This is a genomic window from Streptomyces sp. NPDC006925, from assembly GCF_042869575.1.
In the GTDB taxonomy this organism is placed as follows: Bacteria; Actinomycetota; Actinomycetes; order Streptomycetales; family Streptomycetaceae; genus Streptomyces.
Genome location: NZ_JBIAGB010000013.1, coordinates 149,891 through 169,450 on the forward strand (window position 1 = coordinate 149,891; position 19,560 = coordinate 169,450).

Annotated in this window: 15 protein-coding genes; all 15 read left to right on the forward strand. The window is 73.2% G+C overall.

Annotated elements, in window-relative coordinates:
• The first annotated feature begins 269 nt into the window (after positions 1-269).
• The gene (locus tag ACFYNS_RS19350; RefSeq protein WP_388604045.1) at positions 270-2,510 is read left to right on the forward strand and encodes an ATP-binding protein; all 2,241 of its coding nucleotides are present in this window, start codon (positions 270-272) and stop codon (positions 2,508-2,510) included.
• 71 nt (positions 2,511-2,581) lie between these two features.
• Positions 2,582-4,624 carry a PucR family transcriptional regulator ligand-binding domain-containing protein gene (locus ACFYNS_RS19355; RefSeq protein WP_388604048.1) on the forward strand — a complete coding sequence of 681 codons (2,043 nt, stop codon included), beginning with the start codon at positions 2,582-2,584 and terminating at the stop codon, positions 4,622-4,624.
• A 332-nt stretch (positions 4,625-4,956) separates the two neighbouring features.
• Positions 4,957-6,411: an aldehyde dehydrogenase family protein gene (locus tag ACFYNS_RS19360; protein WP_360301593.1), complete on the forward strand. Its 1,455-nt coding sequence runs from the start codon at positions 4,957-4,959 to the stop codon at positions 6,409-6,411.
• 142 nt (positions 6,412-6,553) lie between these two features.
• Positions 6,554-7,144: a TetR/AcrR family transcriptional regulator gene (locus ACFYNS_RS19365; RefSeq protein ID WP_388604050.1), complete on the forward strand. Its 591-nt coding sequence runs from the start codon at positions 6,554-6,556 to the stop codon at positions 7,142-7,144.
• On the forward strand, positions 7,141-8,106 hold the full coding sequence (locus ACFYNS_RS19370; RefSeq protein WP_388604052.1) for a phosphotriesterase: 966 nt from the start codon (positions 7,141-7,143) through the stop codon (positions 8,104-8,106). The genes ACFYNS_RS19365 and ACFYNS_RS19370 overlap by 4 nt, the downstream gene beginning before the upstream one ends.
• 115 nt (positions 8,107-8,221) lie before the next feature.
• Positions 8,222-8,989: a metallophosphoesterase gene (locus ACFYNS_RS19375; protein WP_388604055.1), complete on the forward strand. Its 768-nt coding sequence runs from the start codon at positions 8,222-8,224 to the stop codon at positions 8,987-8,989.
• 161 nt (positions 8,990-9,150) lie between these two features.
• Positions 9,151-9,297, forward strand: coding sequence for a hypothetical protein (locus tag ACFYNS_RS19380; protein WP_360301581.1), 147 nt, complete (start codon positions 9,151-9,153; stop codon positions 9,295-9,297).
• Between the two features lie 246 nt (positions 9,298-9,543).
• Positions 9,544-10,797, forward strand: a complete 1,254-nt coding sequence (locus tag ACFYNS_RS19385; RefSeq protein ID WP_388604058.1) for a sensor histidine kinase — start codon at positions 9,544-9,546, stop codon at positions 10,795-10,797.
• 22 nt (positions 10,798-10,819) lie between these two features.
• Positions 10,820-11,509 (forward strand): response regulator, encoded by a 690-nt coding sequence (locus ACFYNS_RS19390; RefSeq protein WP_388604060.1) that lies wholly within the window; start codon positions 10,820-10,822, stop codon positions 11,507-11,509.
• A gap of 368 nt (positions 11,510-11,877) precedes the next feature.
• A complete protein-coding gene (locus tag ACFYNS_RS19395; RefSeq protein WP_388604123.1) occupies positions 11,878-13,803 on the forward strand; it encodes an acyl-CoA dehydrogenase family protein in 1,926 nt (641 codons plus the stop codon).
• 146 nt (positions 13,804-13,949) lie between these two features.
• Complete coding sequence (dxr, locus tag ACFYNS_RS19400; protein WP_388604063.1) at positions 13,950-15,239, forward strand: 1-deoxy-D-xylulose-5-phosphate reductoisomerase; 1,290 nt, start codon at positions 13,950-13,952, stop codon at positions 15,237-15,239.
• Positions 15,236-16,540: a site-2 protease family protein gene (locus tag ACFYNS_RS19405; protein ID WP_360300645.1), complete on the forward strand. Its 1,305-nt coding sequence runs from the start codon at positions 15,236-15,238 to the stop codon at positions 16,538-16,540. The genes dxr and ACFYNS_RS19405 overlap by 4 nt, the downstream gene beginning before the upstream one ends.
• A gap of 167 nt (positions 16,541-16,707) precedes the next feature.
• Positions 16,708-17,865 carry a flavodoxin-dependent (E)-4-hydroxy-3-methylbut-2-enyl-diphosphate synthase gene (gene ispG, locus ACFYNS_RS19410; RefSeq protein WP_388604065.1) on the forward strand — a complete coding sequence of 386 codons (1,158 nt, stop codon included), beginning with the start codon at positions 16,708-16,710 and terminating at the stop codon, positions 17,863-17,865.
• A gap of 188 nt (positions 17,866-18,053) precedes the next feature.
• On the forward strand, positions 18,054-18,899 hold the full coding sequence (locus ACFYNS_RS19415; protein ID WP_360300651.1) for a GNAT family N-acetyltransferase: 846 nt from the start codon (positions 18,054-18,056) through the stop codon (positions 18,897-18,899).
• A 72-nt stretch (positions 18,900-18,971) separates the two neighbouring features.
• Positions 18,972-19,541, forward strand: coding sequence for a GNAT family N-acetyltransferase (locus ACFYNS_RS19420; RefSeq protein WP_360300654.1), 570 nt, complete (start codon positions 18,972-18,974; stop codon positions 19,539-19,541).
• The last annotated feature ends 19 nt before the right edge of the window (positions 19,542-19,560 follow it).

The window sequence follows — 19,560 nt, forward strand, 5'->3', positions numbered from 1 at the left end:
GCACCGCTCCGGAGAAGTGCGGACCGCGTGTTGGCCACGACGGACATAGGTGCACAGGCGGCCGACCGCATCGGCCGCGCTCGTCCGCCTCCGCAGGGGTGCCGGCGTCCGCCGCCCGGCCGCCTGCGGGTACGTGTGCGCCGCGGTCCCGGCGATCCCACCGACAGGTCCGGGCCAACTGACATGGTCAGCCGCTAGATTGGAGGGCAGGAGGGCGCCGGTCGCGTACCGGACCGGCGCGTCGGGGCGTCAGGGAGCTGAGGCAGCACATGGACATGGGGCTTCCCCACCGGAAGCAGGGCACAGGCAGCACGTACCACACTGCCCCCACGCCCACCGGCCACCCTGCGGTCCCACCCCAACCCTCCGCGCCCCCCGACACGAGTGCCGCCCCCCGGGTCCCCGGCGTGGAGGCGGGCCCTCCACCCATGCCCTCCGGCGCCCCCCAGGGCGGCCCCCCGCTCGCGGACTGGCTGCGCCTGCCCCGCCCGGAGGCGGCCCCGGGCGTATGGCGCTGCGGCTATGAACAGCGCCCACCGGAAGACCCCGACCGCACCCCCGCCCGCCAGCTCGTCAGCGGCGCCCTCATCTCCTTCCTCATGGGGTGGCTGCTGTGGTCGCTGCTGTGGAACGGGTATCTGGGCAGCTACTGGCAGTGGCCGCTGGTCGCTCTCACCCCTGACTCGTGGCGGGAGGCCGGTGGCAACCAGGTTCTCTTCGTGTGGGCTTCCTGGATCTACAACGGAGGCGTCTTCATCGGCCTCGCCTTCTTCTTCGGCCGTGTGGGCCGCTGGGACGAGCTGGCGCGGCGTGTGTGGGCGCGGCTCACCGGGCAGGGAGCGCGGCCCTCCGGCGGATTCGTCCCCGACGAGGCAGCGGTGCCGGGGTCTGCGCACGCACCCGTCCCCCCACCGCACCTCGACCCCGCCCAGTGGCCTGAGCTGCGGGCCGGTGGTGCCGGGCGGGCGGCCGAGGTGCTGGCCGGGGAGCTGGGCGCCGGCCGGATGACGGATGTCGACCATGCCCGGCTGGAGCGCGCGTGGCAGACCGTACGGGCGCGGCCGCAGCGGCTGGAGGCGTTCGTCGAGAGTGTGCTCGCGCAGGGCGCGGAGGCATGCGCGCACCCGTCGGGGGCCCGGGACCTGTCGGTGCGGGCGGCCCGGCACGATCTGTCGCTGCGCCAGGTCCGCATCGGGCGGGCCGCCGACTCGGAGCGCAATCCGCACGAGTACCGCGGGGCCGGTATCGCGCTGGACCCCACGTTGCTGGGCACGTCGGCGCTGGCCGTCGGTCCGCCCGGCACCGGCAAGACGAGCAGGCTGGCCCGCCCGGTGGTGGAGTCGCTCTGTCTGCAGGCGCTGGCCGGGCAGGCGGCGGTGATCGCGGTGAGTCCGGCGGGTTCGCAGTTCGTGCGCGACGACTCCTTCGACCTCGTCATCCGGGTCGGGCACCCGGGCTCGACGCACGACCTGGACCTGTACGGCGGTACGACGGATCCGGACGAGGCCGCGGGGATGCTCGCCGAGGGCCTGGTGGGGGACCTGGCCGCCACGCTGCCGGGGGGTGACAGCCGCCGCGCCGCGACGTCGCTGGCCCAGCTCATCGGCCCGTTCGCTGCGGTGCACGGCCGGTTCCCCACCGTCCCTGAGCTGCGTGAACTGCTGGACGGCGGTCCGGGTGCGCTCGATGCGCTGCGGGAGGCGCTGCGGGCCGAGGGGCAGGGCGGGCAGCTTCGGGAGCTGGATGCCTTCGAGCGGCAGTCCGGGCGCGCGGGGGACATCGCCGCGCTGCTGGCTGACCGGATCGCGCTGCTGGACCGGCCCGCCTTCGCCGACTTCTTCCTGCCCGAGGGCAGCCCGAAGGCGGCGGGTCGGCGACCGTTCTCGCTGCGTGCGCTGGAGCATCCGCTGCGGGTCCGGGTGGACCTGCCCGAGCGGGGGCATGCGGAGGCGTCGCGGATCCTGGCCCGGCTGCTCCTCGCGCAGTTCACCGAGTGCGCCGTGGCGCGGGGTGACCAGTCGCTCTTCGCCTGCCTGGTGCTGGACGACGCGGCGCAGACCGTCACCCCGCAGGCGCTGCGGGGCCTGCAGCGGCTGCGCTCGGTGCACGCGGGCGTGCTGCTGACGCTGCGGGCGCTGGACGATGTGCCCGAGCCGCTTCGCGGGCCGCTGCTCGGTGCCGTGGGGTGCCGGATGGTGTGTGCGGGTGTCACACCGTGGGATGCCGAGCGGTTCGCCGAGGTGTGGGGTACCGAGTGGGTGCAGACCCGTACGGTCACCAATCGGCAGCTTGTCTCGGACGAGCCCGTCACCCGGGTCCTGCACGCGGTGCGGCGGCTGGCGACCGGCAAGCACGTGACGGCCGAGTCGGTGACCGTGCGCAGCGAGCAGCGGGAGCGCTGGTCCGCCTCCGACCTGGCCAACGAGCTGCAGCCGGAGCACGCCGTGCTCTCGGTGACCACGGTCCGCGGGGAACGGACGCCGCCGATCCTGACGAAGCTGGGGGAGTGACGCGCGTCCCGTTGCAGGGGCGTACATCGGGGGCCCGAATGCGGGCCGGCGGCTGTACGGTGAAGTGCGTTATGCCACCGACTCTTGCCGCGCTCGTCCAGAACTCCGCGCTCCGCCTCTCCGTGCTCGCGGGGCACGGGAGGCTGGATGCCACCGTGCGGTGGGCGCACTCCAGTGAGCTGGCCGATCCGACCCCGTACATGGACGGCGGGGAGCTCATCCTCTTCACGGGGCTCAAGCTCGACGCGGACGACCGCGGCGCGATGCGCGCCTATGTGGACAAGCTGGTGAGCAAGGGCGTGGTCGGGCTCGGCTTCGCGGCGGGTGTCAACTACGAAGGGGTGCCGCAGGCCCTGGTCGACGCCTGCCGGGGTGCGGACCTCCCGCTGCTCGAGGTGCCCAGGCGTACCCCGTTCATCGCGATCAGCAAGGCGGTGTCGGCGGACATCGCCGCCGAGCAGTACCGCGCGGTGAGCGCCGGGTTCGATGCGCAGCGGGAGATGACCCGCGCCGCGCTCTCCCGGGAGGGTCCCTCCGCGCTGCTCGCGCGGCTTGCCTCGCAGGTCGACGGGTGGGCGGCGCTCTACGACGCCTCCGGTTCGGTGGTCGCCACGGCGCCGGCCTGGGCGGTGCGCCGGGCGACCCGCTTCGTCGGCGACGCCGAGCGGCTGCGGGACCGTCCCGCGCCCGCCAGCGCGGTGGTCAGCGAGGGGGACGGTGGGGACGACCGGGTCGAACTCCAGTCGATCGGCAGCGGGCGCCGTGCCAAGGCGGTACTGGCCGTCGGGACGGCGGCGCCATTGGGTACGGCCGAGCGCTATGCCGTGAACTCCGCCATCGCGCTGCTGACCCTGACCATGGAGCGGTCCCGGGCGCTGCAGGAGGCGGAGCAGCGGCTGGGTGCCGCGGTGCTCAAGATGCTGCTCGTCGGCGAGGGCGAGCACGCTCGTGCGGTGGCCGGGCAGCTCTACGGCGGCCTGCTGGACGCCCCGATGCGGGTGATCGTCGCGGAACCGGCGTCGGCGGCTGCCGCGAGGTTCGCGCAGGAGGGCATCGCGGCGGTGCAGTCGGCCCAGTCCGCCGGGCCGCCCCCGGTGCCCACGGCCTCCGCGGTCCGGCCGTCGTCGTCGGCACCCGCCGGGTATCTGGCGCGCGCGGGTGAGCTGTGCGGGCTGGCCGACCTGGCAGCCGCGGCGGGCACTCCCACGGTGGTGCCCGCGTCGTCGGAGGCGGCGCGGCCCGGCGGCGTGAAGGCGTCCACCAGGGCGTCCGCCAGGTCTTCCGCCAAGCAGTCCGTGCAGCCGTCCGCCGCCCGGCCGTCCGCGACGCAGTCGGCAGCCTCGAAGCAGGCCGCCGGGAAGCCGTCGGCCGCCGGCGCGTGGGACGGTTCGACAGGGGCGGCCACCGGGGCGGGGGCTTCCGCGGCCTCCGGTGTGGTGGTCGGCGCGGGAGGCCCGCAGGCCGACCCGTCGGACACGGGGCGGCTGAGCCGCATCGTCTGGCCGCTCGAGGAGCTCGCGGATGCGGTCGAGACCGCTGCGGCGCGCAACGGCGAGGCGGTGCTGGTGGTGCCGGACGGGGCGCGACTGGTCGTGCTGGCGTCGGACGGCGGCGCGGCGGTGGCCGGGTGCGCGGAGTTCGCCGGGACGGCGTCCGCGGCGCAGCCCGGACGGCGGTCCGGCGGGGGCGGCGAGGAGGGGCTGGCCATCGGCGTCTCGGCCCCGGTCGGTCTGGCCGCGGCCGCGGTGGCCTTCAAGCAGGCGGATCAGGCGCTGTCGGTCGCCCGGCGGCGCGGGGTGGCGCTGGTGGAACACGAGGACGTCGCCGCGGGGTCGGTGCTGCCGCTGCTGGCCGATGACGCCGTCCGCGCCTTCGCCGACGGGCTGCTGCGCGCGCTGCGGGAGCACGACGCGAACGGCAGGGGCGACCTGGTGGCGTCGCTGCGCGCCTGGCTGTCCCGGCACGGGCAGTGGGACGCTGCGGCGGCCGAACTCGGTGTGCACCGCCACACGCTGCGGTACCGCATGCGCCGGGTGGAGGAGATCCTGGGCCGTTCCCTCGACGACCCGGATGTGCGCATGGAGCTCTGGCTGGCTCTCAAGGCCACCGGCTGACCCCGCGCATCGGCTGCTCCGCCCGGCGCGGCACACCGCCGGGGGAGCCCGGGCACTTCGCGGTGTCGTCGATCCCGTCTCCGAGTCGTCGCCGGTCCGGCTGCCGCGGAGCTGACGGGTGGAGCCCTCGGTGGTTGCCGTCCCGGGGACCGCGTCGGGTACCGGGGCGTACGGGGACAACCCACGCGGACCGCAGTGCGCCGCGTACAGTGACAATCCGTATGACGGCACAGTCGAAGTACTCCACCCCGGCGAAGAAGCGGACGGGCTGCGACGCCCTACCGTGGACGCTGGAACCGAGGCACTCTCCCGCATCCGGAAGGCGATCCGCCGTGACGACAGCGACTTCTCCGCACGCATTCTGGCTCGCCGGCCGCAAGGCCACCGGCGACACCACGCTCGACGTCACCTCGCCCTGGGACGGCAGGCACGTCGGCACCGTCAGCATCCCCACCTCCGCGCAGGTGGAGGAGGCCGTGGCCGCCGCCGCCGCGGTGGCCGGCGAGTTCTCCGCCACCCCCGCGCATGTCCGCGCCGCCGCGCTGGACCACCTCACCCGCCGCCTCGTGGAGCGCACGGACGAGATCGCCGAGCTGATCTCCGCGGAGAACGGCAAGCCGATGAAGTGGGCGCGCGGTGAGGTGGGCCGCTGCATCTCCGTCTTCCGCTGGGCGGCGGAGGAGGCCCGCCGCTTCAACGGGGGCGAGGCGCAGCGCCTGGACTCGGACGCGGGCGGCACGGGCCGGCTGGCCTTCACCCGCCGCTTCCCCTACGGCCCGGTCCTGGGGATCGCGCCGTTCAACTTCCCCCTCAACCTGTGCGCCCACAAGGTCGCCCCGGCGCTCGCCGTGGGCACCCCGATCATCCTCAAGCCGGCGCCCGCCACCCCGCTGTCCGGGCTGATCCTCGGTGAGCTGCTGGCCGAGACGGACCTGCCCGCGGGGTCCTGGTCGGTGCTGCCGGTGCCGAACGAGCAGATGCCGGGCCTGGTGCAGGACGAGCGGCTGCCGATCATCTCCTTCACGGGTTCGGCTCCGGTCGGCTGGTCGATCCTGGACTCCGCACCGCGCAAGCGCGTCACCCTGGAGCTGGGCGGCAACGGCGCGGCGGTCGTGCTGGCCGACTACGCCTCCGAGGCGGATCTGGACTGGGCGGCCCAGCGCATCGCGACCTTCTCCAACTACCAGGCGGGCCAGTCCTGCATCTCGGTCCAGCGGGTCGTCGCCGACGCCTCGGTCTACGACCGGCTGGTCCCCAAGGTCGTGGCGGCCGTCGAGGCGCTCACCACCGGTGACCCCTCGGACGAGGCGACCGATGTGGGCCCGCTGGTGAGCGAGGACGCCGCACGCCGGGTCGAGTCGTGGATCGGCGAGGCCGTCTCGCGCGGCGCCAAGGTGCTCACGGGCGGCAAGCGGGACGGTGCCTCCGTGGAGCCGACGGTGCTGGAGAACGTGCCGGCCGACACGCAGATCGGCTGCGAGGAGGTCTTCGGGCCCGTCATGTCGTTCGTGAAGGTGAACGGCGAGCAGGAGGCGTTCGAGATCGTCAACGACTCCAGGTACGGCCTGCAGGCAGGTCTGTTCACCCACGACGTGCAGGCAGCCTTCCGTGCGCACCGCGCGCTGGAGGTCGGCGGGGTCGTCGTCGGCGACGTGCCGTCCTACCGGGCCGACCAGATGCCCTACGGCGGTGTCAAGGACTCCGGTGTGGGCCGCGAGGGCGTGCGGTTCGCGATGGAGGACTACACCTACGAGCGCGTCATGGTGCTCACCGGTCTCGACCTCTGAGCTGTCCCTTCCGGCGTCGCATGCTGCCGGGTGCTGCTGCGGAACCGCGGCGGTGCCCGGCAGCGGTGCGTCGGGGCGGGCTCTCCGCTCCGTGGTGCCAGGTGTCGGCGACTCTGTACCTACTGGTATGTACATTGCGGGTATGGACGGTAAGGACACGGCGGACAGGCTGATCGAGGCCACCCAGGAACTCCTGTGGGAGCGCGGTTATGTGGGCACCAGCCCGCGGGCCATCCAGCAGCGTGCCGGGGTGGGCCAGGGCAGCATGTACCACCACTTCGGCGGCAAGCCCGACCTGGCCCGGGCCGCCGTGCACAGGAGTGCGCAGGAGCTGCGGTCCCGGGCCGAGGCGGACCTCTCCGGCGCGGGCGGTGCGCTGGAGAGAGTGCGCACCTACCTCACCCGTGAACGCGCGGTGCTGCGCGGCTGCCGGATCGGCGGACTCGCCCAGGACCCGGACGTGGTCGCCGACCCCGGCCTGCGGGCCCCGCTGCAGGAGACCTTCGACCGGCTCCGCGCCCGGCTGGCGGAAGTGCTCGAAGAAGGCCGCGCCGACGGGGAGTTCCGGCCGGACCTCGACCCGGCGGGAACAGCGGCGACCGTCGTCGCCGTCGTCCAGGGCGGCTATGTGCTCGCCCGTTCGGCAGGGCACCCCGGACCGTTCCATGAGGCCGTCGACGGTCTGCTGCGGCTCCTGGAGGCACACACCGCCGAGCCGGACGCCCGCGCATGACCGGCGAGGACACCGGGGCCGCCGCCGCCCCGCACGCCGCGAGCGGCCCGCCCCGACCCGGTCCGGCGGTCCGCACCGTCGAAGGCGATCTCCCCGGAGCGGAGCTGGGCGTCTGCGACGCGCACGACCACCTCTTCCTGCGCAGTCCGTGGCTGCCGGGGCAGGAACTGGCCGACGTGGACGCCGCGGAGCGGCAGTTGCGGGCCTTCGCCGAGCACGGTGGCCGCAGCCTCGTGCAGTGGACACCCCACGGGATGGGCCGTCACTCCGGTGCGCTGGCCGACCTCGCCCGGCGCACCGGGGTGCGGCTCGTCGCCGCGACCGGACTGCACCAGGCCCAGCACTACACCGGGGAGCTGCCGTCCGACCCGGCGGCCCTGTTCGTGCAGGAGCTGACCCGCGGGATGCGCGGCGGGGTGTGCGGCGAAGCGCCGCGGGCCGGTCTGATCAAGGTCGCCGGCGACTTCCACGGGCTCGGCCGGTACGCACGGTGGACGATGGCGGCCGCGGCCGAGGCGCACCGGGCGACGGGGGCGCCGATCGCGGTGCACCTGGAGCTGGGCACCGGCGCAGCCGAGGTGCTGGACTTCCTGTGCGGGCAGCAGGAGGTGCCGCCCTCCGGGGTGCTGCTGGGCCACTTGGGACGGTGCCCGGACCCGCGCATGCAGCGGGCGGCTGCCGCCTCCGGTGCCTGGCTGGTCTTCGACGGACCGTCGCGCACCCATCACGCGACGGACTGGCGCCTCTTCGGCAGCCTCGCCGAGCTGCTGGAGCACGGGTACGGAGACCGGGTGCTGCTGGGCGGGGACACCGTCACGGCGGCAGCCCGTGCGGAGACGGGAGTGCCGTATGTGGCGCACACTCTGCGCCCCCGTGTCGCCGACGAGTTGGGCGCCGCCGCGGCACGGCAGATCTTCGAGGTCAACCCTCGGCGCGCTTTCGCCGTCCGTTGGAAGGGCTGAGCAGCCGCATCCGGCTCGAGTACTGCTGCAACGACCGAGAGCGACCCGAACCGAGCCGAGTACGGCCCGAACGCCGCCGAACAGGACCTGAACCGAGTCGAGTGAGGACCCACTCATGTTCACCTTCGCGCAGTTCAGCGACATTCACCTGGGTCAGGACCGGGGCGACGGCGGCGCACGCGCCCGCGAACGCACCGAGCGCGTGCTGGCCTGCCTCTCCGAGGCGCTCGACGGGCTCGACGCCGTCCTGCTCACGGGGGACATCGCCGACCACGGCCGGGAGGACGAGTACACACTGGCGGCGAAGCTCTTCGCCGACCACGGGGTGCAGCCGCTGATCTGCCCCGGCAACCACGATGCGCGCGCCGCCTACCGCACGGTGCTGCTACACGGCGACGCCGCCGACCCCTCGCCCGTCAACGAGGTGCACCGGCTGCCCGGCGCCACCTTCCTGATGTGCGACTCCAGCGTGCCCGGGAAGGGGCACGGCCGCCTCGACGACGCCACACTCGGCTGGCTCGACCGGGAGCTCGCCGGGACGCCGGACGACGCGCCCGCGTTCGTGTGCTTCCACCATCCGCCCGTACCGTTGTACGGCCAGTACGTCGACCCCATCCGGCAGTTCGGCGAGGAGCGGCTGGCCGAGGTCGTCGGCAGGCACGGCACGGTGGCGGGGTTGCTGTGCGGGCACAGCCACACTCCGGCCGTGACCACCTTCGCCGGGGTGCCGCTGGTCGCCGCACCCGGTGTGGTCTCCACGCTGAAGATGCCCTGGGAAGGCGAGGAGGGCGGGCCGATCGACTACACGCTGCCCCCGATGATCGCCTTCCATGTCCTCGACGGGGAGGGCAGGTTGACCACCCACTTCCGGGTCGTCCCCTGAGCCGTGGACCGGTCGGGGGGTACCGGTACCGCGAGGGCGGGTGGCTGCCGCAACCCGCCGCTTCGCATCGGCCGGCCGCACTACAGTGCTCGGGGGAACGTGATTCCGGGACACTCGTGTGCGAGGCGCGGAACCGGGGGTCCGCAGGAGGGGTGGGAGCCATGCGTCCGGGCAAGGAGTGGCGGCAGCGGCGGATCTGCCGCGTCCTGACCGTCGCCGTGGCGGCTGTGGCATTGCTGCTGCTGATCGTCACCGTCGTGCTGACACTCGGAGGCCATCCGGCCGCCGGGAGCAGCGCCACGCCCTGAGGCGCTCATCGGCCGTGGACTCCCCCTGTCCGTGGCCCGTCCCCCGTGCCCGGGGCGTGGCGCTCTCCCTGGTGCCCGACAGTACGCGGGGCGCTTGTGCCCGTCGTCACCGTTCGGCGGTAATCGTGGATGAGTGGAGGTCGACCTGCTGCGGTAGCCGGGGCCCGGTCTCGTACCAGGGGGGTAGTGCGCGGACGGCGCACCCGGAGGATGAGCACCCCGCCGAGGCGCCGCTACGCTGCGGCGATGCGGAGTACGACGGTCTGGACCCGGGTGCGTCTCGGGGCTGAGCGCGTGCCGGCATGGGTGTACGACAGTGTGATCGCGCTCGCCATCACGGTGGTCAGCCTGCTGCTGGGCAACGACCGCGTACCGCAGGGCTGGTCGGGCCTCGACCCGCGGGGCGTCGCGCTGACCTGTGCGGTGAACCTGCCGCTCGCCGCCCGCCGCCGGTTCCCGAGCACGCTGTGCCTGCTGGTCCTGGCCGTCTGGGCGGTGTACGTGGCGCTCGACTACTGGCCGGTCGTCAACTCCCTGGGGCCGCTCCTCGCGCTCTACACGGTCGCGTCCCAGCGTCCGATGCGCCAGGCGGTGCTGTGCGCACTGCTGCTCGCGGCGGTGTGGAACCTCGCCGGGACGACGGGTCTGGAGAGCTCCTGGGCCACCGTCCTGGGGCAGAGCGTGCTCTACCCCGGTGTCCTGTGCGGTTTCGGCCACCTCGCCCGCAAGGCGGCCCGGCGCAACGTGGAACTGGCCCGGCTGACCGACCAGTTGCGGCGCGAGCGAACGGGAGCCGAGCGGCGTGCCGTCGCCGAGGAGCGGGTCCGCATCGCCCGCGATCTGCACGATGTCGTCGCGCACCACATGTCGGTGATATCCGTGCAGGCGGGCCTGGCGGGCTATGTCTTCGACAGCGATCCGCGCACGGCGCGTGGTGCGCTGGGCACCATAGCCGACACCTCCGGCGAGGCACTGGCCGAACTCCGCCGGCTGCTGGCCGTGTTGCGGGTGGAGGGCGGTGACCGGTCGGACGACCGCGGTCCGCACGGCGGCGGAGACGGCGACCGGCCGGAGTTCGGTCCGGCGCCCGGCCTCGGCCAGTTGCCCGAGCTGGTCGAGCGGGTACGCGGCGCGGGTGTGCCCGTGCGGTTCACCGTCACCGGCGAGCCGCGCTCCCTGGCGCCCGGCGCGGGGCAGTGCGCCTACCGCGTGGTCCAGGAGGCGCTGACGAACGTGCTCAAGCACGCCGGTACCGCCCGCGCCGACGTCACCCTCGCCTACCGGCCCCGGCAGCTCACCGTGGCGGTCGTCGACGACGGCCCGGGGAGCGCGGGCCCCGAGGGTGGCCGGATCTCGCTTCAGCCCGCGGCCGGCTCCCGCCAACCGGGCGGGCACGGCTTGATCGGGATGCGCGAGCGCGCCAGGATCTACGGGGGCCGGCTGCACGCCGGGCCCCGGGCGAGCGGCGGATTCGAGGTGCGGCTGATCCTCCCCGCCTGACGGGGCGGAGAGGACACAGGCGGTGGCGACCAGAGTGCTCGTCGTCGACGACCAGGTGCTCATCAGGGCCGGGGTCGCGGCGCTGCTGCGCGCCGCACCGGGCACGGAGGTGGTCGGCGAGGCGTCGGACGGGGACGAGGCGGTCCGGCTCGCCGCGCAGCAGCGGCCCGACGTCGTTCTCATGGACATCCGGATGCCCGGCACCAGCGGTATCACCGCGACCGAGCGGATCCTCGCGCAGAGTACCGAGCCCCGCCCCCGCATCCTGGTGCTGACCACGTTCGACCTGGACGAGTACGTCTACGCGGCGCTGCGCGCGGGAGCCAGCGGCTTCCTGCTCAAGGACACCGGGCCGCAGCGGCTGCTGGCCGCCGTCGCCGCCGTCGCGGAGGGCGACACGCTCTTCGCGCCGAGCGTCACCCGGCGGCTCGTCGAGGCGTACGCGCCGCGGACCGAACGGCCGGCCGCGCCGGGCGGGACCCTCGAGCAGCTGACCGGGCGGGAGCTGGACGTCCTCCGCCTGGTGGCGGGTGGACTGTCCAACCCCGGGATCGCCCAGACCCTGGTGATCAGCGAGTCGACCGTCAAGACGCACCTCAACCGGACGATGGCCAAGCTCGGCATCGGCAGCCGTGCCCAGGCCGTCGTGCTCGCCTACGAGACCGGACTGGTCGTCCCGGGCGGCGGCGGGCCGCGGAAGCCGGGCGGATAGCGTCCCCGGTCCGGGCCCCACCGGCCCTCGCCGACTCTCCGGCCCGGCCCGCCCGCGCCGCCTGCGGTCCCGCTGCGTGCTGTCTGCCGCCGGTCGCCGGTCGCCGGTCGCCGCCGCCCCGCGGGAACCCCTGCTCTGCTCCGCCGGGCCAGCGTGCGGGGCCGCACCCGGACCGGTCCGGCGAACAGCCCGGCGGGCGGCGCGGAGGAGCTTCTCCTGCGCGGCGTCTGGTAGGTCCGGGGCGAATCGGGTACATACGACCGAGTAGCACCCGGCGGTGGTCCGGACGGTTCCGGCAGTGCGGCCGGCTCCCGTCGGTACCGTCCCGCACCGCGTGTCCGCCTCCACACCGTTTCGAGGTGAGCGAGATGACCGTCTCCGAGCGTGAAGCACGCGAAGTGGCCGAGGCAGCCCGGGAGAAGGACTGGCGCAAGCCCAGCTTCGCCAAGGAGCTGTTCCTCGGCCGCTTCCGCCTCGACCTCATCCACCCGCACCCGGAACCGGCGGCCGAGGATGTCGCACGGGGCGAGGAATTCCTGGCACGCCTGCGCGAGTTCGCCGGCACGAAGATCGACGGTGCGCTGATCGAGCGCGAGTCCCGGATCCCGGACGAGGTGCTCGGCGGACTCAAGGAGCTCGGCGCGCTCGGCATGAAGATCGGCACCGAGTACGGGGGCCTGGGGCTCACCCAGGTGTACTACAACAAGGCGCTCGCGCTGGTCAGCTCCGCCAGCCCCGCGGTCGGGGCCCTGCTCTCCGCGCACCAGTCAATCGGCGTGCCGCAGCCGGTGAAGCTGTTCGGCAGCCCGCAGCAGAAGGACGCCTATCTGCCGCGCTGCGCGCGCACCGACATCTCGGCCTTCCTGCTGACCGAGCCGGACGTGGGCTCCGACCCGGCGCGGCTGGCGACGACGGCCGTCCCGGACGGGGACGACTACGTCCTCGACGGCGTGAAGCTGTGGACGACCAACGGGGTGATCGCCGACCTGCTGGTGGTCATGGCCCGGGTCCCCGAACCGGACTCCGACGACCCGCGGCGCGCCGAAGGACACCGGGGCGGCATCTCGGCCTTCGTCGTCGAGGCCGGCTCGGAGGGCATCACCGTGGAGAACCGCAACGCCTTCATGGGGCTGCGCGGCATCGAGAACGGCGTCACCCGCTTCCACCGGGTGCGGGTCCCGGCCGCCAACCGGATCGGTCCCGAGGGCGCCGGGCTCAGGATCGCGCTGACCACCCTGAACACGGGCCGGCTGTCGCTGCCCGCCACCTGCGCGGGCAGCGGGAAGTGGTGTCTGAAAATCGCCCGCGAGTGGTCCCGGGAACGCGTCCAGTGGGGCAGGCCGGTCGCCGAGCACGAGGCCGTCGGCAGCAAGATCTCCTTCATCGCGGCGACGACCTTCGCGCTGGAGGCGGTCCTGGACCTGTCCTCGCAGATGGCCGACGAGGACCGCAACGACATCCGGATCGAGGCCGCGCTCGCCAAGCTCTACGGCAGTGAGATGGCCTGGCGGATGGCGGACGAGCTGGTGCAGATCCGCGGCGGCCGGGGCTATGAGACAGCCGAGTCGCTGGCGGCCCGCGGCGAACGCGGCGTCCCGGCCGAGCAGTTGCTGCGCGATCTGCGGATCAACCGGATCTTCGAGGGCTCGACCGAGATCATGCACCTGCTCATCGCGCGGGAGGCCGTGGACGCGCATCTGTCGGTGGCCGGGGACCTGATCGATCCGGACAAGACGCTCGCCGACAAGGGCAGGGCGGCGGTCGGTGCGGGTGCGTTCTACGCGAAGTGGCTGCCCGGGCTGGTCGCCGGGCCCGGCCGGATGCCGGGCTCCTACGGGGAGTTCGCCGCCCTCGCGGGGCATCTGCGCTACGTCGAGCGCGCCGCCCGCAAGCTGGCCCGCTCCACCTTCTACGCCATGTCCAGGTGGCAGGGCCGGATGGAGACGAAGCAGGGGTTTCTCGGCCGCGTCGTCGACATCGGCGCCGAGCTGTTCGCGATGAGCGCGGCCTGCGTGCGGGCGGAGAAGTTGCGGCGTGACGGTACCGAGGGGCAGGCCGCGCACCAACTGGCGGACGCTTTCTGCCGGCAGTCCCGCCTGCGGGTCGAAGAACTCTTCGGACGCCTGTGGAGCAACACCGACGACCTGGACGGCACGGTCGTCCGCCAGGTCCTGGACGGGGCCTACACCTGGCTGGAGGAAGGCGTCGTCGACGCGTCCACCGAGGGCCCCTGGATCGCCGACGCCGCGCCCGGACCCGCGGAGAAGGAGAACGTGCACCGCCGCGTCCCGTGACCGGGCGACTTCCGGGCGCTCCGGGGCGACGGGATGGGGGAGGCCGGGCGTCCCGGGGCGCTGCGCGCGTGCCGGATTCCCGCGCGCACCCGGCTCCGCCCCGGTGCGCTGTCCGGTCCCGTCCGGGGAGCGGACACAATAGGGGCATGACCGACTCCCTCGCTGACCCGCATCTGCGCCACCCCGGTACCGGGCCGTCCGGCGACGGCACGGCGGCAGCGTCGCCGGCGGGCGCACCGCGCGACATCGTGATCCTCGGCTCGACGGGTTCGATCGGCACGCAGGCCGTCGACGTCGTACTGAAGAACCCCGGCCGGTTCCGGGTGACCGCGCTGGCGGCCTCGGGCGGCCGCGTGGACCTGCTCGCCGAGCAGGCGCGGCTGCTGCGGGTGGGCACGGTCGCCGTGGCCCGTACGGAGGCGGTGCCCGACCTGCGCACGGCCCTGCGCGCGGCGTACGGCAGCGGAGAGCCGCTGCCCGAGGTGCTGGCCGGGCCGGACGCGGCGACGGAACTGGCCGGCTCGCCGTGCCACACGGTGCTCAACGGCATCACCGGTTCCATCGGCCTGGCGCCCACCCTGGCGGCGCTGGAGGCCGGGCGGGTTCTGGCGCTGGCCAACAAGGAATCCCTCATCGTCGGCGGACCGCTGGTCAAGGCGCTGGCGCGGCCGGGCCAGATCGTGCCTGTCGACTCGGAGCACTCCGCGCTGTTCCAGGCGCTGCTCGGCGGTACCCGGGCCGAGGTGCGGAAGCTGCTGGTCACCGCCTCGGGCGGTCCGTTCCGGGGGCGCAGCAGGTCCGAGCTGGCCGAGGTGACCCCCAGTGAGGCGATGGCTCACCCGACCTGGGAGATGGGCCCGGTCATCACCGTCAACTCGGCCACCCTGGTCAACAAGGGCCTGGAGGTGATCGAGGCCCACCTGCTGTACGACATCCCGTTCGAGCGCATCCAGGTGGTGGTCCATCCGCAGTCCGCGGTCCACTCGATGGTGGAGTTCACGGACGGCTCCACCCTCGCCCAGTGCGGACCACCCGACATGCGGCTGCCGATCGCGCTCGGCCTCGGCTGGCCCGAGCGGGTACCGGACGCCGGACCAGTCTTCTCCTGGACGGAGGCGATGTCCTGGGACTTCTACCCGCTGGACGAGGAGGCGTTCCCCGCCGTGCCGCTGGCGTGCCGGGTGGGCGCGCTGGGCGGAACGGCCCCCGCGGTGTTCAACGCCGCGAACGAGGAGTGCGTCGAGGCGTTTCTGGCCGGAAGGCTGCCGTTCACGGGCATCGTGGATACGGTGGCCGCTGTGGTCGAGGAGCACGGCACGCCGGACGGAACCGGGCTGACCCTCTCCGATGTCCTCGCCGCAGAGAAGTGGGCGCGTGCCCGCGCCCGTGACCTGGCGGCACGTTCCGCCACAGCAACAGCGGAGGCCCGCGCATGACGGCGCTCATGACCATCCTCGGCATAGTCGTCTTCGTCGTCGGCCTGCTGTTCTCCATCGCCTGGCACGAGTTGGGCCACTTCTCAACGGCCAAGATGTTCGGCGTCCGGGTTCCGCAGTTCATGGTCGGCTTCGGCCCCACCCTGTGGTCCAAGCACAAGGGCGAGACCGAGTACGGGATCAAGGCCGTGCCGCTCGGCGGCTACATCCGCATGATCGGCATGTTCCCCCCGGGGGACGACGGGGCCGTGCGGCAGCGCTCCTCCTCGCCGTTCCGCGGCATGATCGAGGACGCCCGTTCGGCCGCGTACGAGGAGCTCAAGCCGGGGGACGAGCACCGGATGCTCTACACCCGCAAGCCGTGGAAGCGCGTCGTCGTGATGTTCGCCGGGCCGTTCATGAACCTGGTGCTGGCCGTGGTGATCTTCCTGTTGGTGCTGATGACCTTCGGCGTCAACACCCAGACCACCACCGTCTCCACAGTCTCGGAGTGCGTGATCCCCGCCTCGGCACAGACCGACAAGTGCCCCGAGGGCGCCAAGGACTCCCCGGCCAAGGCCGCCGGGCTGCAGCCGGGTGACAAGATCGTCTCCTTCGACGGGAAGCGCGTCGAGGACTGGGGCGCACTCCAGCGGAGCATCCGCGACACCACCGGGCCCGCGACCCTGACCGTCGAGCGGGACGGCGCACGGCGCACGCTGCGCGCCGACCTGATCGAGAACAAGGTGGCCAAATCCGACGGCCACGGCAGCTATGTGCCCGACGAGTACGTCTCCGCCGGGTTCCTCGGCTTCACCCCGGCCAGCGGGATCGTGCAGCAGTCGTTCCCGCAGGCCGTGGACCGGATGGGCGACATGATGGCCAACGGCGTGGAAGCGCTGATCGCCCTGCCGGGCAAGGTGCCCGACCTGTGGAACGCGGCCTTCGACGGCGCCGAGCGCAAGCAGGACTCGCCGATGGGCGTGGTGGGCGCGGCGCGGGTCGGCGGGGAAGTCTTCTCGCTCGACATCCCGCCGAGCCAGCGGGTGGCGACGATGCTCTTCCTGGTGGCCGGATTCAATCTGAGCCTGTTCCTGTTCAACATGCTGCCGCTGCTGCCGCTGGACGGCGGACACATCGCGGGGGCCGTGTGGGAGTCGCTCCGGCGGAATCTGGCCAAGGTCTTCCGGCGGCCCGACCCCGGTCCCTTCGACGTCGCCAAGCTGATGCCCATCGCCTACGTGGTGGCGGGGATCTTCCTGTGCTTCACGCTTCTGGTGCTGGTGGCGGACGTGGTCAATCCGGTCAGACTCACCGGCTGACCGGACCCCGGTCCGACACGCGGACGCCCATACGATTCCTGTATGAGCGTCATGGAATGCGGCATATTTCCCCGACGATGTGCCCGGTGCGACGGCAGTGCCGTAATCTCGGGGGCCGGAGCCCGCTGAACCCGGGACTTGAACGACACCGTTGGGGTTGCACGCTGATGACAGCGATTTCGCTCGGAATGCCGGACGTCCCGGCCAAGCTCGCCGACCGCAGGGTGAGCCGGAAGATCCAGGTAGGACCGGTCGCGGTGGGTGGGGACGCGCCCGTGTCCGTGCAGTCCATGACCACGACCCGCACCGCGGACATCGGCTCGACGCTGCAGCAGATCGCGGAGCTGACGGCGTCCGGCTGCCAGATCGTCCGCGTGGCGTGCCCCACCCAGGACGACGCCGACGCACTCGCCACGATCGCCCGCAAGTCGCAGATCCCGGTCATCGCCGACATCCACTTCCAGCCGAAGTACGTCTTCCAGGCCATCGACGCCGGCTGTGCGGCCGTCCGGGTGAACCCCGGCAACATCAAGCAGTTCGACGACAAGGTCAAGGAGATCGCCACCGCGGCCTCCGCCGCGGGCACCCCCATCCGGATCGGCGTCAACGCGGGCTCCCTGGACAAGCGGCTGCTGGAGAAGTACGGCAAGGCCACCCCCGAGGCCCTGGTCGAGTCCGCGCTGTGGGAGTGCTCGCTCTTCGAGGAACACGGCTTCCGCGACATCAAGATCTCGGTCAAGCACAACGACCCGGTCGTGATGGTCAACGCCTACCGGCTGCTGGCCCAGCGCTGCGACTACCCGCTGCACCTCGGCGTCACCGAGGCCGGTCCCGCCTTCCAGGGCACCATCAAGTCGGCCGTGGCCTTCGGCGCCCTGCTCAGCGAGGGCATCGGCGACACGATCCGGGTCTCCCTCTCGGCACCGCCCGCCGAGGAGGTCAAGGTCGGCATCCAGATCCTGGAGTCCCTCGGGCTGCGCCAGCGCGGCCTGGAGATCGTCTCCTGCCCCTCCTGCGGCCGCGCCCAGGTGGACGTCTACAAGCTCGCCGAAGAGGTCACCGCGGGCCTGGAGGGCATGGACGTGCCGCTCCGCGTCGCCGTCATGGGCTGCGTCGTCAACGGCCCCGGTGAGGCCCGGGAGGCCGACCTCGGCGTCGCCTCCGGCAACGGCAAGGGTCAGATCTTCGTCAAGGGCGAGGTCATCAAGACCGTCCCCGAGTCCAAGATCGTCGAGACGCTCATCGACGAGGCCATGAAGATCGCCGAGCAGATGGAGAAGGACGGCGTCACCTCCGGCGAGCCCGTGGTCACCACGGCGGGCTGAGCCGGCCCCGGTCCCGGCGCTCCGCCGGCCGGCCCGGGCCTTCCTGCGGCGTCGCAGCCGCCACCGCAGCGTCGCAGCCGTCGCGCGGCCGGAGACGGTCGTGCGGCGGCGCGCTGCTGAGTGCCCGGGTACAGTGCCAGCAGATCGTTCTTCACGCCCGCGGGCCGCACGGTGAGGCACCGAGACCGTTGTTGACCACCACCTCCACCAAGGTCGTCGAACCGGCCGAACTGCAGGAAGCGCTCGCCGTCCTGCGCCGGGAGCCGGTCAACAACGCGTTCGTCACGGCCCGTGTGCAGGCCGCCGGGCTCGACCCATGGCGGCTGGGCGGCGAGATGTGGGGCTGGTACCGGGACGGCAGCCTGGAGGCCCTCTGCTACAACGGCGCCAACCTGGTCCCGCTGTGCGCCGGCCCCGAGGCCGTCCGCGCGTTCGCCGAGCGGGCGCGCCGCCAGGGGCGTCGCTGCTCCTCCATCGTCGGCCCCGCCGGCCCGACCGCCGCGCTGTGGTCGTGGCTGGAGCCGCACTGGGGCCCCGCCCGCGAGGTGCGGGCCAACCAGCCGCTGCTGGTCACCGACCGGGTGCCGTCCGACGTCCCGCCCGATCCGCTGGTGCGCCGCGTCGCCAAGGACGAGATGGACCTCGTGCTGCCCGCCTGCGTGGCCATGTTCACCGAGGAGGTCGGCGTCTCCCCGCTCGCGGGCGACGGCGGACTCGTCTACCAGGCACGGGTCGCCGAGCTGGTCGGCACCGGACGCTCCTTCGCCCGCATCGAGGACGGCCGGGTCGTCTTCAAGGCGGAGATCGGCGCCGTCACCCCCTACGCCTGCCAGATCCAGGGCGTCTGGGTGGCACCGGACCGGCGGGGCGAGGGCCTCTCGGAGACCGGCATGGCCGCAGTCGTCGACCATGCGCTGCGCGACGTCTCCCCGCTCGTGAGTCTGTACGTCAACGACTTCAACGCGCCCGCCCGTGCTGCCTACCGCCGAGTCGGCTTCCGCGAGGTCGGCGCGTTCATGAGCGTCCTGTTCTGAGCCCGCGCCCCGGAGCGGCCGCGCTGCGCGGCCTCTTCGCGCGGGCCCGGCCGAGGAAGTAGCCTCCCGGCCATGCCGCACACAGCCGGGGGATCGCTCCCGGACCCCCGGAGCGTGGTCACCGGCCCGCTCGACCTCGCCGTCCGCGTCGACGAGGCGCTGGCCGTCCAGGCCGTCGCCTTCGGACTGACCGACGACGAGATCGGCGTCCGCAGGCACATCGTGCTGCGGCACATGACCTCACCGGGGGCGCGGGCGCTGGGCGCCGCCACCGAGGAAGGCCGGCTGGTCGGCTTCGTCTACGGGATGCCGAACGACCGCTCCCAGTGGTGGTCGACGGTGGTGGAGCCCTATCTGGCCCAGCACGGCTGCCAGGACTGGCTGGACGACACCTTCGTGATCACGGAACTGCATGTGCACCCCGCCTTCCAGCACCGCGGCATCGGACGCGAGCTGATCACCCGGCTCACCGACGCCGCAACCGAACCGCGTTCCCTGCTGTCGGCCCTCGACCTCGACAGTCCGGCCCGCGCCCTCTACCGCAGCCTGGGATACCGCGACCTGGCCCGCCGGGTGCAGTTCCCCAGCGCCCCGCAGCCGTACGCGGTCATGGGCGCGTGGCTGCCGCTGGCACGGGACTGAGCGCGGCGGCCGGCGCGGC